We start from the raw sequence: 14148 nt of genomic DNA, 5'->3' as shown, positions 1-14148 counted from the left end.
GATTTGTAGTATTTTTGCAGTTCTTAAAATTTAAAGGATGATTAATTTAAACGGTGAGTTATTATTTAAAGAAAACGTAAGCCTTTCTAAGGATAATAGAGGATTTAAATACGGAGATGCTATTTTTGAAACAATTAAAGTTGTAAACAAAAAAGTTGTTTTTTGGGAAGATCATTATTTTAGATTGATGGCTTCGATGAGAATGTTGCGTATGAAAATTCCTATGGAATTTACTTTAGAGTTTTTAGAAAAAGAAATTTTAAAAACAATAGCAGTTATAGATGACGCACCATCTTATAGAGTTCGTTTAAATGTTTATAGAAAAGATGGTGGTTTGTATACACCAAAAACTAACAAAGTTGATTATTCGATTGAAGCTAGTGAAAATACTTATGTTTCTAAAAATGAGTATAAAGTTGATGTTTTTAAAGATTTTTACAACTATTCTGGTTTGCTATCTACAGTAAAAACAAATAATAGAATGCTTAATACTCTAGCAAGTATTTATGCTAATGAAAATGATTTAGATAGTTGCGTTCTTTTAAATGAAAGAAAAGGAGTAGTAGAGGTTACCAACGGAAATATATTTGTTGTAAAAGGTAATGTTGTTAAAACACCTGCCTTATCAGAAGGATGTATTAAAGGTATTGTAAGAGGAAAAATCATAGAAATCTTAACTAAAAATAAAGATTTTACTATCGAAGAAACAACAATTTCTCCGTTTGAGATTCAAAAGGCTGATGAAGTTTTTATTACAAATGCAATTGTTGGGGTACAAGCAATAACTAAATACAAGAAAAAAATATTTACAAGTAGTTTGGCTACAAAATTACAAGCCAATTTAAATCTTTTACAAATTGCTGGTAATTAATTTAAGTTAAAATCGTTTGGTGCGTTTGCCCAAAGTTTATAATTACCTCCTTTTTCTAGTAATTTATTTTTCCAAAGGCTTTCTTCGTCGTTAGAAAAAATGTTTTCGAAGTTATTTTCTGTAACAAACCAAGAGTTTCCGCTTAATTCATCTTCTAGTTGATCTTTATCCCAGCCAGAATAGCCTAAAAAGAATCGAATATCAGATTCTTCTAGCAAACCATTGTTAAGAAGGTCTTTTAATTGATTAAAATCGCCACCCCAAAAGACACCGTTAGCAACTTCTATGCTTTCGTCTAATAATTGTGGTATTCTATGTACAAAGTACAAATTATCTTGTTCTACAGGGCCACCTTGATAAATATTGAAATCACAATCTATTTCTGGTAATAAATCTTTAATACAATATTCTAATGGTTTATTTAAAATAAAACCGACAGAATTATTATCTGTATGTTCAGTTAATAGAACAATAGCTCTGTTAAATGAATTGTCGTTTAAGATAGATGGTTCTGCAACCAAAAGTCTACCTTTTTTTGGGAGGAGTTTAGACATTCAATTTTTTTATCTAAATATAGGTAAAATTTTAACAAAAAAAAACTCTCTTAAAAAAGAGAGCTTTTATTTTATTTAAAACTGTAATTATTAGTTTACAGCATCGCTTAATCCAGCTCCAGCTTTAAATTTTGCTACATTTTTAGCAGCAATTTCAATAGTCTTTCCTGTTTGAGGATTTCTACCAGTTCTTGCAGCTCTTTCAGATACAGAAAAAGTTCCGAAACCAACTAAGGCAACTTTTTCTTTTTTCTTTAAAGCAGAAGTTACGTTACCTGTAAAAGACTCTAAAGCTGCTTTAGCTGCTACTTTAGAAATTCCTGCGTCAGCAGCCATTGCATCGATTAAATCTGATTTGTTCATAATGAATTGATTTTTAAATTATTTTTATTATACTTTTTGCTTAATAGCTTAACAAATATAGACGGATTGTGGGTTTACGCAAATATGTAAGCCCAAAAACGGGCATTTTGTTAATAAATGTAGGTCAATTGTTAATAAAGCATGCTTTGAAAATCAAAAAACTCTACAAACCGCATCAATAAAGGCTTTACATCATTTTAGCATCCGAAGAAAAATGAAAGCCATTTAATAAGCTTTTTGAATCCATCTTTTTCTTACCAGAAAGTTTTATTTCATCAATAATAATATAACCACCATTTACTGCAACTTTTAATTCTTTTTTAGATGCAATAATACTTCCCAAACTAAAAGTGTGTGTTTCTATTTGTTTACTTACGGCATAAATTTTAGCAGAAACTTCTTCATCATTATTATATATTAACGTCCAAGCTGCCGGAAAAGGGTTTAAACCTCTAATTTTATTATAAATATTCTCTAAACTGTCCGTCCAATCTATTTTCGTATTTTCTGGGTTTAATTTTGGTGCAGATTTTTCTTCTAAATGGGGTTGTTTTGTAGTAATTACATTTCCATTTGCAATATAATCTACAGTTTTAGAAACTAAACTTGCACCCAAATGCATTAATTTGTCGTGCAAACTACCTACAGTTTCTGTTTCTAAAACTGGAATTTCTTCTTGTAATATAATTTCTCCGGTATCAATTTTATCATCAATAAAAAATGTGGTTACACCCGTTTTTGTTTCTCCGTTAATAATAGACCAATGTATTGGTGCAGCACCTCTATATTCTGGTAATAAAGAAGCATGTAAATTAAATGTACCTAATTCTGGCATTTGCCATACAACTTTAGGTAGCATTCTAAAGGCAACAACAATTTGTAAATTGGCATTTAAAGATTTTAATTCACTTAAAAAATCTTCGTTTTTTAAGTTAGTTGGTTGTAATATTTTTAAATCTTGAGATTTTGCATACTTTTTTACTGCAGACTCATTTATTTTTCTTCCTCTACCGGCAGGTTTATCTGGTGCAGTAATTACGCCTGCAATTGTATAGTTGTTTTCTACTAAATGTTTTAAAATGGCCACGGCAAAATCTGGCGTTCCCATAAAAACGATACGCATATCTTTCATATTTATATTTTTAGTTGAAATTTATTTAGATTATTTAATATTAGTTTATCTTCTGCAAGAAGCGTTTGCAAATGTATTAAAATGTCTTTCTCTTTAGCATTTAAAAAATTACTAATTTCTTTTGACGATAGTTGTTTGTTATAGTTTAAAAGAGTTGTAATTTCTTCGGATATGTTTTTTGTTTGCTTTTTTTTGTGAGCTAAACAAACATCACAGATGCCACAGTTTTCTTGTTTAATTTCGTCAAAATATGCCAAAAGTTGCTTGCTTCTACAAACTTTGTTGTTCTTAATAAAAGCGATAAAGTTTTTTGCTTTTTCTTCCTTTAGAAATAGAAACTGTTTTATTTCTTTAGAATATCTATTGATAGTTTTATCATCTTCTCTAGGCATTAGAAAATTTAAAGCAGCATTTTCGTTAGATTGATTGTATACAAGTAACTGTTGCTGTTCTAATAGTTCTAAATTCTGAATTACTTTATTAGAAGTTATTCCTGCTTTCTTGGCTATATAGAATTCGTTTATTTTTATTTCATCTTCAAACAAACCTCCGTAAGTTCTTAAAAGTACATTTATAAAGTTTTTTAAAGAGTTATTATTGTTAGAAAAATTTAAGATGGAATAATGAGAAGCTGTAACCTTCAAAGTAGATTTTTTATTAAAACTACTATTAAGTTCTATAATACCATAATTAACCAATAATTTTAAAATAGCACCTGTTTTAAGAACTTGTAAGTTGTACTTTTTACAGAACTCATAAAAATTAAAAGCATAAACTTCTTCTGAAATTTCACCTAAGGCTATTCTAAATTGTTGATATAACTTTTTATGAACCTCTTTAATTTCTATAATAGAAGGTATAGAGTTTTCTATTTGCTTTTGATGTAAATAAATGTCATGCTCATTATATAATAAGACACCGAAAGATTTTTTTTCATTTCTACCAGCTCTACCTGTTTCTTGCACGTAGTTTTCTAAACTATTTGGTAAATTATAATGAATTACCAATCCAACATTGGGTTTGTCTATTCCCATGCCAAATGCATTGGTTGCTACAATTATTGGTGTTTTCTCTAGCATCCAATTATTAAAAGCCTTTTCTTTATCTATAATAGTTAAACCCGCGTGATAAAAAGTGCTTTTAAAGTTATTAGCATTTAAAAAATTAGAGATTTCTTCAGTTTTTTTTCTAGAATTTACATAAACAATTGCTGGTGTTTTAGTTTTTCTAAAAATACTTGTAAGTCTTTCTAGTTTATCTTCAATTTTAAAAACTTGATATGCTAAGTTTTCTCGAAAAAAAGACTTTTTAAAAAGCAAAGTGTTTTTTAATTCTAGATTGGTTTCAATATCTAACAACACTTTTTTATTTGCTGTTGCAGTTAATGCAATAAAACCAACTTCTGGTAAAATTTCTTTAAGTACTTTTATATTTCTATAAGAAGGTCTAAAGTCATGTCCCCATTCAGAAATGCAATGTGCTTCATCAATTGCAACCAAGTTTACATTTAATTCTTTAATTTTTTGCTGAATTAAAGATGATTGCAATCTTTCTGGCGATATATATAAAAACTTTACTTTACCGAATTTAATTTTATCGAATAGTGTTACAATTTCATCTTGCTGACTTCCGGTAGGTATTGTAACCGCTTTTATATTTTTCTGCTTTAAATTCTCTACTTGATCTTGCATTAAAGCAATTAAGGGCGAAACCACAATACAAACTCCTTCTTTTACCAATGCAGGTACTTGAAAGCAAATAGATTTTCCGCCACCAGTTGGTAATAACGCAATGGTGTCTTTGTTGTTTAAAACAGCAGAAATAATTTCTTTTTGAGGTGCTCTAAAGGAGGTAAATCCCCAATATTTTTTTAATGTATTTTCTGGTGATAACATCATTCGCTTGTTAGCGAATTTAAAATGAAGTTTGTACGTTCTTCTATAGAACCAAAAGGCACATTTATTAAATTATAACCCAAATCAGAGTAGGCTTTTACCAAAAACTTATCAATTTGTACAGATTCTACAAAAGATTCGTAACGCTCGTTGTCTGTGGTGTGTATTTCTTCCCAAGGCGAAAAATGAAATATTTTGGTATATTCATATTTTTTGCACTTTTCTAAGAAGTAATCTGGATATTCTGTTTTAAAATAATCCATGTATGCGTGAACATCTGGTATTCCTCTATCAAAAAAAACAATGTCTTTTTCTAAATCTGTTGCTTTTAAGTATTGATTTTCTCTACCTTCTAAAAGCATTTTACTAAATAATAAAGGCTCTGTTAAAAAAAGTTGATCGATACCATCTTCTTTAGCCTTTAAAGTTACCTCTCTAGAAACTTCTGGCATACAATAATATCCCTTTTTAATAAGTTCATTTATAATAGTAGTTTTACCAGTTCCTGGTCCGCCAATAAGAACAATTTTTTGCTGCATCGCACAAAAATAAATCATTCCGTTTATAAAATTAAATTTTAATGTAATTTTGTGTCTTGCAATTTGCAAATAGTTTAGAAAAATTTTTACAATTATTATGAGTAATAAAAACGAATTTTATAGCAAGTTAAAAATTCAATTAGAAGATACTACTAAGTTTCCTGCAGATTATCTCTATAAATTTATTGTACCAAGTACAGAGAATCAAGTAGCAGAAGTAGAAGCAATTTTTAATAACACAGGCGCTGTAATAAATACAAAAAAATCTAAAACAGGTAAATACGTTAGTGTTTCTATTATTTTAAAAATTAAATCTTCGGATGAAGTTATAGCATATTATAAAAAAGCAGAAAATATTAAAGGTATTATATCATTATAGTTAAGTCTTATGAAAAGTAGGTTTTTATCAATTTGTATATTGTTTTTAGCAATTAATGTTTATTCGCAAGATTCTAAAACATTGATAACAATTAATAAAGAAAAAATTTCTGTAGCAGATTTTAAGCGGGTTTATGAAAAGAATTTAGATGCTATAGATAATGAAGAAGCTAAAGATGTAACCAAAAATTTAGATTTGTACATCAATTATTTATTAAAGGTTAAAGAAGCTTACAAAATTAAGTTAGATACTTTACCTTCTTATAAAAGAGAAATTGCTACTTATAAAAACCAATTAGCAGCACCGTATTTACAAGACACTTCTTTTATTGCAGACTTGGTTAAAGACATTTACTTTAGAACAAAAAATGAAGTAAAAGCAAAACATATCTTAATTAGAACTTCTAAAGATGCAATGCCAAAAGATACTTTAGTTGCTTACAATAAAATTTTAGACATTAGAAACAGAATTGTTAACGGAGAAAGTTTTGAAAGACTAGCAGTAGAAACATCCGAAGATAGATCTGCAAAAGGAGACGCAAAAAGAGGTATTCCAGGTAATAAAGGTAATTTGGGCTATTTTAAAGCCTTTCAAATGGTTGCTTCATTTGAAGATGTAGCGTTTGCTACAAAAGTAGGTGATGTTTCGATGCCTTTTAGAAGTCAGTATGGGTATCATATTTTAAAAGTTGATGATTTAAGACCATCTAAAGGAGAAATTGAAGCAGCACATATTTTAATAAAAGATACTACAAATACTGGTAAAATTAAAATTGATGAGGTTTACAATAGACTTCAGAATAATGAGTCTTTTGAAAAATTAGCAAACTTATTTTCAGATGATGTAGGTTCTAAAGCAAGAGGAGGAAAGTTAAACAGATTTGGCACTGGTAGAATGGTAAAAGAATTTGAAGATGCTGCATTTTCATTAAAAAACGTTGGCGATTATTCAAAACCTTTTAAAACCCGTTTTGGTTGGCATATTGTAAAGCTTTTAAGAAAACATCCTATTAAGTCTTTTGCTGAAATGGAAACAGAGCTTCGTAAAAAAATTAAAAGAAGTTCTCGCATGCAAATGTCTGAAAAAGCTATAATTAATAAGTTAAAAGCAACTTATAAAATTGTAGAAAATGAAAAAGCAAAACAAATTCTTAATCAAAAAAATATTAGATCGCTTTCTAAAGATTCTTTGCAAAACACCATATTAAGCATCAATGATAAGAATATTACACAAGAGAAATTTGTAGATTACACAAAAAACAGAAGGCATAAACCTATTTTTGTGTTGTTCGAGATGTTTAAAGAAAAAGAAATTTTAGCTTATTACAAAGAAAACTTAATAAAAACAGAACCAGAATACGCTAATACATTAAAAGAATATCAAGATGGTTTGTTGTTATTCGAATTAATGCAACAAAAAATTTGGAACAAATCTTCTAAAGATTCTTTAGGTTTAAAATCTTATTTTGATAAGAATAAAGCCAACTATAATTCTAATGAATTAAAAACTGTAAAAGGTGAGGTAATGAATGATTACCAAAATTATTTAGAAAAAAAATGGATTGCAGATTTAAGGAAAAAAAATAAAATAAAAATTCATAAAAAACAGTTAAAGAAACTGATAAACTATTATAAAGATTAGAATGAGAATTGTATTTGTTATTTTTTGCGCTTTTTTATTTACCTCTTGTCAGTATTTCGAAATGCAAGAAAAAGAAGAACACTCTTCTGAAATTGTTGCCATTGTAAATACAGAAAAATTATTTAAAGAAGATTTAAAAGATCTTTTACCTAGAAATATAACTAAAGAAGACAGTTTAATTTTAGTTAAAAGTTTAATACAAGACTGGGCTGTAAAAAAGTTATTTTTAAAAGCTGCAGAAACCAATAATTCATCAGAATCTTTAGATAATATTAATAAGTTGGTTCAAGATTATAAAGAAAGTTTATTAATTAATAATTACAAAGAAGATTTAATTAAACAAAAGTTAGATACTTTAGTAACCGAACAAGAGATAGAAGAATATTATTTAGCCAATAATGAAAACTTTAAATTGAATGAGGTTTTAGTAAAATCTAAATATTTAAATTTTGACAATAATTTAAAAGATCAAAAAGAGATTATAGAATTATTTAAATCTGATGATATTGAAGATGCAGAAGAGTTAGAAAGACAGCAATTAAGCTTTAAAATGTATCAACTAAACGACTCTGTTTGGACAGAATTGGATAAGATTTTGTTAAAACTACCATTTTCTAAAGAAAATCTGTTAAAAAAATCAAAATTCATTCAGAAACAAGATTCATTAGGTTTATATTTGGTGGCTATAAAAGACGTATTAAATAGAAATGATATAGCGCCATTAAGCTATATTAAGCCAACGATAAAAGAAATGATTTTACACAAGCGTAAAATCGAGTTAATAAGAGAGATTGAAAAACTAATAGTAAAAGATGCCACAAAAAATAATAATTTCAAAATATACTAAAATCTTTATTACAGCTGTATTATTTGCAGTAACATCATTACAATTAAATGCACAAAAAGTTAAAATAGACGGTGTAGCAGTAGTAATTGGTAAAAATATTGTTTTAGATTCTGATATTGCAAAATTTAAGCAAGAAGTAGAATTTAAAAGTGAAGGGAAAATTAAAATTTCTGATTGTGAAATGTTAGAAGAGTTAATGGAACAAAAACTACTTTCTCATCATGCAGTTATAGATAGTATTACTGTTACAGATGCAGAGGTTAACTCTAAAGTAGACAGAAGTATACAGTTTTTTGCACAACAATATGGTTCTATAGACAAAGCAATTGCTGCTTATGGGTTTAATGATTTAGACGATTTAAAAAGTGAATTGTTTAATGTTCAGAAAGAAAATGCGCTAATAGAAAGAGAACAACAAAAAATTACAGAAAAAGTAGATGTTACGCCAGAAGAGGTACGTTTGTACTTTAACGGTTTAAAAGAAAAAGGAGACTTACCAGAATTTACTGCAGAGATAGAATTGGCTCAAATAGTTTTAAATGCAGAACCTACAGAAGAAGAAAATAACAAAGTAATTGCTCAATTAAACGAAATTAGAACAGACATTTTAAACGGTGCTAGTTTTAGAATGAAAGCAATTATTAATTCTAAAGATCCTGGTGTTACGCAAGACGGAGGAAGAATACAGGTTACCAAAGAAGCTAACTTAATTAAAGAGTTTAAAGAAGTTTCTTTTTCATTAGAAAAAAATGAAATTTCAGAGCCATTCAAAACACTTTTTGGATATCATATTATTCAAGTTCATGAAATTAAAGGTAATACAAGAGTTGTATCTCATATTTTATTACAACCAGAAATACCAGAATCTAGGTTAACAGAAACTAGATTAAAAGTAGAAGAAATTAAAAATGATATTAAAGCAGGTAAATTAACTTTTGAAGAAGCTGTAAAAAAGTTTTCTGATGATAAAGATTCTAAAAACAACGGAGGGGTAATTATTAACGGTTATACAGGCGAAACTAAATTCGATTTAACAAGAATGGATCCTGCAATGTACGCAAGAGTTAACGATTTAAATAAAGGCGAATTTACAGACGTTTTTTATGATGAAGCTAGAGGAGGAGAGAAGATGTATAAGTTTATCTTAATGAAAGATAGAACAGATACACACACAGCAGATCTTGTAGATGATTATGTTAAAATACAGGCACTTGCTTTAAAGAAAAAGAAAGAAGAAGTAATAGAGAAGTGGTCTAATGATAAGATTAAAGACACTTATATTAAATTATCATCAGATTATAAGAGTTGTACTTTTAATAAAAATTGGAAAAAAGAAACAGGTAAATAATGTCAGACGTTAAAGCGGTAAATAACCTAGTACAAAAGTTTGAAACTTTAAAAAAAGAAATTGGTAAAGTAATTATAGGTCAAAAAGAAGCAGTAGATTTTACACTATTGTCAGTTTTTTGTGGAGGTCATTCTTTATTAATAGGTGTGCCCGGTTTAGCAAAAACATTATTAGTCAATACAGTTTCAGATGCTTTAGGCTTAAATTTTAAAAGAATACAGTTTACGCCAGATTTAATGCCTTCGGATATTTTAGGAAGTGAAATTCTTGATGAAAACAGGCAATTTAAATTTATTAAGGGGCCTATTTTCTCTAATATTATTTTAGCAGATGAGATAAATAGAACTCCGCCAAAAACACAAGCTGCTTTGTTAGAAGCAATGCAAGAACGTTCTGTAACTATTTCTGGTACGCATTATAAATTAGATTTACCGTTTTTTGTTTTGGCAACACAAAACCCAATAGAACAAGAAGGAACTTATCCTTTACCAGAAGCGCAATTAGACAGGTTTATGTTTTCTATTAATTTAGAATATCCAAGTTTTGAAGAAGAGGTACAAGTAGTAAAAAGTACAACAAGTAACTTAAAAGAAACTATCAACGCTATTTTTACTGGTGATGAAATTGTTGAAATTCAGAAATTAATTAGAAAAATTCCTGTTGCAGACAATGTTATAGAATATGCTGTTGGTTTGGTTGGTAAAACAAGACCAAAAGCTTCGGCTGCTACAGAAATGGTAAAAAGCTACTTAGATTGGGGTGCAGGACCAAGAGCTTCACAGAACTTAATTTTAGCTGCTAAAGCTCATGCTGCAGTTAATGGTAAATATTCACCAGACATTGAAGATGTAAAAGCTGTTGCAATTCCTATTTTATCGCACAGAATTGTTAAGAATTATAAAGCAGAATCAGAAGGTGTTTCTATAGCAGATATTATAAACTCTTTGTTGTAATATTATTCTTCTTCATCTTCTTTAGCCGGATTTTCAAAAAAACTAAAAACGTTACCGCCATATCTTTTATCGTAACTATGTTTTGCGTGTTTTGATAAATCTGTATGCTTAGAATGTTCTACAATTAAAACTCCGTCTTCATTTAAAATACCTCTTTCAAAAACTAAATCTACAATTTTTAAGAATTGATCTTCTTCAAAATCGTAAGGTGGATCAGCAAAAACTATATCAGAAGTTAAATTTGTTTTTTCTAAGAATTTATAAACGTCACTTTTGTAGGTGTTAATATCTAAATCTAAGGCTTTAGCAGTAGAATTTATAAACTTTATACAACCAAAGTGTGCATCTATTGCATAAATGGTTTTAGTACCTCTAGAAGCAAATTCGTAACTAATATTTCCTGTACCGGCAAACAAATCTATAACAGAAATAGCATCAAAATAATAGGTGTTGTTTAAGATGTTAAATAAAGATTCTTTAGCCATATCTGTAGTAGGTCTAACAGGTAGGTTTTTTGGCGCTGATAAGCGTCTTGACTTTAATTTACCAGAAATAATTCTCATGAGCCTAAAAGTATATAATTTGAGTGTTTCGGAATTTTTAATTCATTAAAAATAGCTTTTTCACTTTCTAAAAAGTAAATGTTTTTAATGTATTTGTAGGTTAATTTATAAATAGCAGTATTTAAGGTTATATTACCTGTAAAATACAACGGAAACTCTAAAGTGTCTAAATTTAATTGTTCTGCAACAAATAAGATGTAATAGATAAAATCTTCTTTAGAATTGTAAGAAAATGTATTAAAAAGTAGCAATTGCTTATTCTCGATAACCACAATGTCTAAAGTTGTTTTGCCAACATTTACATACATTGTTTTATTATTAGATTTATTTGCTTTTAATAACTTTTCAATTAAAACAGTACTGTAATGTTTGTATTCGAATTCGCCAAAATTTTGAAATAAATAGTTATTGATGTTCACATAAGGAACGTAAACGTTTTTGGTTTTAAGTACATCGATACTATCAAAACTAATAAAATCTGTAGCTAACGTTTTTATATTGTAATTTAAATAAGTAGCTAGTTCATTTTCATCAAAGAATTGATTTGGCACTAAAGCTGCTAAATTATTTTGATGAATAACTGTTACAGAAGTGAAATCATTTTGAAGTTTTGTGTCTTTTTTAAATATTTCTTCAATTTTAATAAGTAAGTTTTCTGGTGTATTTAAAGTTGTTTCAAACTCGTATTCACAAAAATATACTTCTTTATTTAAGCTATTATTATAGATACAAAAAGAAAATCCATCCAAATTAAATTGGATGGATAATCTATTATCTTTTAATGTTTTCAAAGAAATACTACTATTCTTTTTTATCACCTTTTTTGTCATATGATGGAGGCCAGTTACCAGCTGTAGTTACTTCGTCTAAAGAACCAACAGAAACATATTCTCCTTTAATTTGATCAGCAGCAATTACTTCTAATTCTTGCTTAACTAAAGATTCGTTCATACCTTCTAATAAAGCTTTTTTAGGAGTTTTTGCCATAAAAGTTGGTACAACTAAACCTTGTACTTTTTCTACAGTTCCTACTTCTAATTCAAACTCAGTTCCTTTTAAACCAGGTACACTAAACATTGTTTTATAATCTCTGTCTTTAAAGTATTTTAATACTGGTTCGTAACCAATTGTATCTGTAACTCTTCTTTCTACTTCATCTGTAATACCACCACCTTTGTTAACAGTTTCTACAATTGTTTTTGTATTTGTTAACGCTAATTTAGCAGTATCTATAAATTTAATTAAAGCGTTTTTATCTTTTGTATAATTACCGTTTGCTTCGTAATATTTTACTTCTGCATCTCTTATCATTTTAAGATTATCTACAACTTTAGCATATCTTGTAATCTTATCTTTGTTAAAGTTAATTGGCTCCATAATACCATTGTATATTTTAAAGCCTAAGTATACTGCTAAGAATAAAAGTAAAATAGATGGAATCCATCTTAACTTTAGAGGTAAATATTTAACTATAACAATAGCTATAATTACTGCAGCTAAAACCGCAGCTAAAATCATTCCTAATAATCCCATTTTTAATGTTTTTTTTTAATAGTCCTATCGCAAATCTACAATTTTTTTTCAATGATAAAAATTTTTATTTATAAATCGACGTATCTTTGTTATTTTAATTAATATATGATAGAATTACCTGCAGATTTTAACAGAGAATTGTTAAAGAAATTCCCACATCAGCCAACAATAAAACAAAAAGAACTTTTAAATTTATTAAGCAATTTTATTTTTAATAAAGATAAAAATGCTCTTTTTTTACTTAAAGGATATGCAGGAACAGGTAAAACCACTACAATTGGTACTTTTGTAAATTCTTTATGGGCTGCAGGCAAAAAAGCGGTTTTACTTGCACCAACTGGTAGGGCAGCAAAAGTTATTTCTCTTTATTCTAAGAAACCAGCTTTTACAATTCATAAGAAAATATATTTTCCTAAAAAACAATCAAATGGCTCTGTAGCCTTTGTTTTGCAACCTAATAAACATAAACATACTATTTTTATTGTTGATGAAGCTTCGATGATACCAGATAGCAGACAGAATCAGAAATTATTTGATACAAGTTCACTTTTAGACGATTTAATATCTTATGTGTATTCTGGTGATAATTGTAAACTGATTTTTATTGGTGATACCGCACAATTACCTCCGGTTAAATTAGATGTTTCACCTGCTTTAGAACAAGATACTTTAACATACGATTTTGACAAGCAAGTAACAGAAATAGAATTAGACGAGGTTATGCGTCAACACGAAAATTCTGGAATTTTAGCAAATGCAACTTCTTTAAGATTGTTGTTAAGAAACGAAGGTGATAATTTTCAATTTGATTTAGATTTTGTAGATATTAAAAGGTTAGAAGATGGTTATGATATTGAAGATGCCATTGTAACTTCTTATGAAAGTAGCGGAGTTGAAGATACTGCGTTTATTGTACGTTCTAACAAAAGAGCAAACCAATACAATCAGCAAATTAGATATAATATTAGAGGTCAAGAAAACGAAATTTCTGCAGGAGATTATATCATGATTGTTAAGAATAATTATTATTGGTTGCCAGATTCTTCTAAAGCAGGTTTTATTGCAAACGGAGATATTTGCGAAGTTTTAAAAATCTTTTCTATTAAAGAATTATACGGATTTAAGTTTGCAGAAGTAGAAATTAGAATGATTGATTATCCGGATATGCATCCTTTTGAAACGGTGTTGTTGTTGGATACACTTGTAAGTGAAAGTCCGTCTTTAACTTATGATGAATCTAATAAATTGTATCAAGCAGTTTTAGAAGATTATGCTCATGAAAAATCGAAATACAAACAATTTATGTCTGTAAAAAAGAATAAGTATTTTAATGCGCTACAAGTTAAATTTTCTTATGCGATGACATGCCATAAATCTCAAGGAGGTCAATGGAAAACTGTTTTTATAGAACAACCATATTTGCCAGATGGAGTTTCTAAAGAATATTTTAGATGGCTTTACACGGCAATTACCAGAGCACAAGAAAAATTATATCTTATCGGTTTTAAAGACGAATTTTTTATTGAATAA

The 14148-nt window shown here is 28.1% G+C and carries 15 protein-coding genes; 7 read left to right on the top strand and 8 right to left on the bottom strand.

Going from position 1 to position 14148, the window contains the following annotated elements:
• The first annotated feature begins 37 nt into the window (after positions 1-37).
• A complete protein-coding gene (locus BXQ17_RS05395; protein ID WP_077809666.1) occupies positions 38-871 on the top strand; it encodes an aminotransferase class IV in 834 nt (277 codons plus the stop codon).
• On the opposite strand, the gene BXQ17_RS05390 is transcribed toward BXQ17_RS05395, so the two are convergent.
• From BXQ17_RS05390 to BXQ17_RS05370, 5 genes are all read right to left on the bottom strand, one after another.
• Positions 868-1425, bottom strand: coding sequence for a YqgE/AlgH family protein (locus tag BXQ17_RS05390; RefSeq protein WP_077809665.1), 558 nt, complete (start codon positions 1423-1425; stop codon positions 868-870). The two genes, BXQ17_RS05395 and BXQ17_RS05390, sit on opposite strands and share 4 nt — an antisense overlap.
• Before the next feature lie 90 nt (positions 1426-1515).
• Positions 1516-1788, bottom strand: coding sequence for an HU family DNA-binding protein (locus tag BXQ17_RS05385; RefSeq protein WP_077809664.1), 273 nt, complete (start codon positions 1786-1788; stop codon positions 1516-1518).
• A gap of 187 nt (positions 1789-1975) precedes the next feature.
• Positions 1976-2920 carry a methionyl-tRNA formyltransferase gene (fmt, locus tag BXQ17_RS05380; protein WP_187661432.1) on the bottom strand — a complete coding sequence of 315 codons (945 nt, stop codon included), beginning with the start codon at positions 2918-2920 and terminating at the stop codon, positions 1976-1978.
• A 2-nt stretch (positions 2921-2922) separates the two neighbouring features.
• A complete protein-coding gene (locus tag BXQ17_RS05375; RefSeq protein ID WP_077809663.1) occupies positions 2923-4818 on the bottom strand; it encodes an ATP-dependent DNA helicase RecQ in 1896 nt (631 codons plus the stop codon).
• Positions 4815-5354 carry an AAA family ATPase gene (locus BXQ17_RS05370; protein WP_077811357.1) on the bottom strand — a complete coding sequence of 180 codons (540 nt, stop codon included), beginning with the start codon at positions 5352-5354 and terminating at the stop codon, positions 4815-4817. The genes BXQ17_RS05375 and BXQ17_RS05370 overlap by 4 nt, the downstream gene beginning before the upstream one ends.
• 97 nt (positions 5355-5451) lie before the next feature.
• Here BXQ17_RS05370 and BXQ17_RS05365 point away from each other — a divergent pair, with 97 nt between their 5' ends.
• The 5 genes from BXQ17_RS05365 to BXQ17_RS05345 are packed head-to-tail and all read left to right on the top strand — an operon-like array spanning position 5452 to position 10522.
• The gene (locus BXQ17_RS05365) at positions 5452-5733 is read left to right on the top strand and encodes a DUF493 family protein (protein ID WP_077809662.1); all 282 of its coding nucleotides are present in this window, start codon (positions 5452-5454) and stop codon (positions 5731-5733) included.
• A 9-nt stretch (positions 5734-5742) separates the two neighbouring features.
• The gene (locus BXQ17_RS05360) at positions 5743-7374 is read left to right on the top strand and encodes a peptidylprolyl isomerase (protein WP_077809661.1); all 1632 of its coding nucleotides are present in this window, start codon (positions 5743-5745) and stop codon (positions 7372-7374) included.
• A 1-nt stretch (position 7375) separates the two neighbouring features.
• Positions 7376-8221 (top strand): hypothetical protein, encoded by an 846-nt coding sequence (locus tag BXQ17_RS05355; RefSeq protein WP_077809660.1) that lies wholly within the window; start codon positions 7376-7378, stop codon positions 8219-8221.
• Positions 8187-9569, top strand: coding sequence for a peptidylprolyl isomerase (locus BXQ17_RS05350; protein WP_077809659.1), 1383 nt, complete (start codon positions 8187-8189; stop codon positions 9567-9569). The genes BXQ17_RS05355 and BXQ17_RS05350 overlap by 35 nt, the downstream gene beginning before the upstream one ends.
• On the top strand, positions 9569-10522 hold the full coding sequence (locus tag BXQ17_RS05345) for a MoxR family ATPase (RefSeq protein ID WP_077809658.1): 954 nt from the start codon (positions 9569-9571) through the stop codon (positions 10520-10522). The genes BXQ17_RS05350 and BXQ17_RS05345 overlap by 1 nt, the downstream gene beginning before the upstream one ends.
• 2 nt (positions 10523-10524) lie before the next feature.
• Here BXQ17_RS05345 and BXQ17_RS05340 read toward each other — a convergent pair whose 3' ends face one another.
• The 3 genes from BXQ17_RS05340 to BXQ17_RS05330 are packed head-to-tail and all read right to left on the bottom strand — an operon-like array spanning position 10525 to position 12618.
• On the bottom strand, positions 10525-11085 hold the full coding sequence (locus BXQ17_RS05340; protein WP_077809657.1) for an RsmD family RNA methyltransferase: 561 nt from the start codon (positions 11083-11085) through the stop codon (positions 10525-10527).
• Positions 11082-11876 carry a DUF3822 family protein gene (locus BXQ17_RS05335; protein ID WP_254712410.1) on the bottom strand — a complete coding sequence of 265 codons (795 nt, stop codon included), beginning with the start codon at positions 11874-11876 and terminating at the stop codon, positions 11082-11084. Before BXQ17_RS05335 ends, BXQ17_RS05340 begins: the two co-directional genes overlap by 4 nt.
• A gap of 10 nt (positions 11877-11886) precedes the next feature.
• Positions 11887-12618, bottom strand: coding sequence for a hypothetical protein (locus tag BXQ17_RS05330; RefSeq protein ID WP_077809656.1), 732 nt, complete (start codon positions 12616-12618; stop codon positions 11887-11889).
• 105 nt (positions 12619-12723) lie between these two features.
• Between BXQ17_RS05330 and BXQ17_RS05325 the strand changes: the two genes are divergently transcribed.
• The gene (locus BXQ17_RS05325) at positions 12724-14148 is read left to right on the top strand and encodes an ATP-dependent RecD-like DNA helicase (RefSeq protein ID WP_077809655.1); all 1425 of its coding nucleotides are present in this window, start codon (positions 12724-12726) and stop codon (positions 14146-14148) included.

The sequence above is a fragment of the Polaribacter sp. BM10 genome (assembly GCF_002005425.1).
GTDB lineage: Bacteria > Bacteroidota > Bacteroidia > Flavobacteriales > Flavobacteriaceae > Polaribacter > Polaribacter marinaquae.
Note: the sequence above shows the minus strand (reverse complement) of the source record. Positions and strands in the feature narration are given on the sequence as shown.

Bases quoted from the DNA above. Each gene is read 5' to 3' on its own strand.
- BXQ17_RS05360 (WP_077809661.1), top strand. From the start codon at position 5,743: ATGAAAAGTAGGTTTTTATCAATTTGTATATTGTTTTTAGCAATTAAT.
- BXQ17_RS05370 (WP_077811357.1), bottom strand. From the start codon at position 5,354: ATGCAGCAAAAAATTGTTCTTATTGGCGGACCAGGAACTGGTAAAACT.
- fmt (WP_187661432.1), bottom strand. From the start codon at position 2,920: ATGAAAGATATGCGTATCGTTTTTATGGGAACGCCAGATTTTGCCGTG.
- BXQ17_RS05350 (WP_077809659.1), top strand. From the start codon at position 8,187: ATGCCACAAAAAATAATAATTTCAAAATATACTAAAATCTTTATTACA.
- BXQ17_RS05385 (WP_077809664.1), bottom strand. From the start codon at position 1,788: ATGAACAAATCAGATTTAATCGATGCAATGGCTGCTGACGCAGGAATT.
- BXQ17_RS05325 (WP_077809655.1), top strand. From the start codon at position 12,724: ATGATAGAATTACCTGCAGATTTTAACAGAGAATTGTTAAAGAAATTC.
- BXQ17_RS05365 (WP_077809662.1), top strand. From the start codon at position 5,452: ATGAGTAATAAAAACGAATTTTATAGCAAGTTAAAAATTCAATTAGAA.
- BXQ17_RS05375 (WP_077809663.1), bottom strand. From the start codon at position 4,818: ATGATGTTATCACCAGAAAATACATTAAAAAAATATTGGGGATTTACC.
- BXQ17_RS05395 (WP_077809666.1), top strand. From the start codon at position 38: ATGATTAATTTAAACGGTGAGTTATTATTTAAAGAAAACGTAAGCCTT.
- BXQ17_RS05330 (WP_077809656.1), bottom strand. From the start codon at position 12,618: ATGGGATTATTAGGAATGATTTTAGCTGCGGTTTTAGCTGCAGTAATT.
- BXQ17_RS05390 (WP_077809665.1), bottom strand. From the start codon at position 1,425: ATGTCTAAACTCCTCCCAAAAAAAGGTAGACTTTTGGTTGCAGAACCA.
- BXQ17_RS05355 (WP_077809660.1), top strand. From the start codon at position 7,376: ATGAGAATTGTATTTGTTATTTTTTGCGCTTTTTTATTTACCTCTTGT.
- BXQ17_RS05340 (WP_077809657.1), bottom strand. From the start codon at position 11,085: ATGAGAATTATTTCTGGTAAATTAAAGTCAAGACGCTTATCAGCGCCA.
- BXQ17_RS05345 (WP_077809658.1), top strand. From the start codon at position 9,569: ATGTCAGACGTTAAAGCGGTAAATAACCTAGTACAAAAGTTTGAAACT.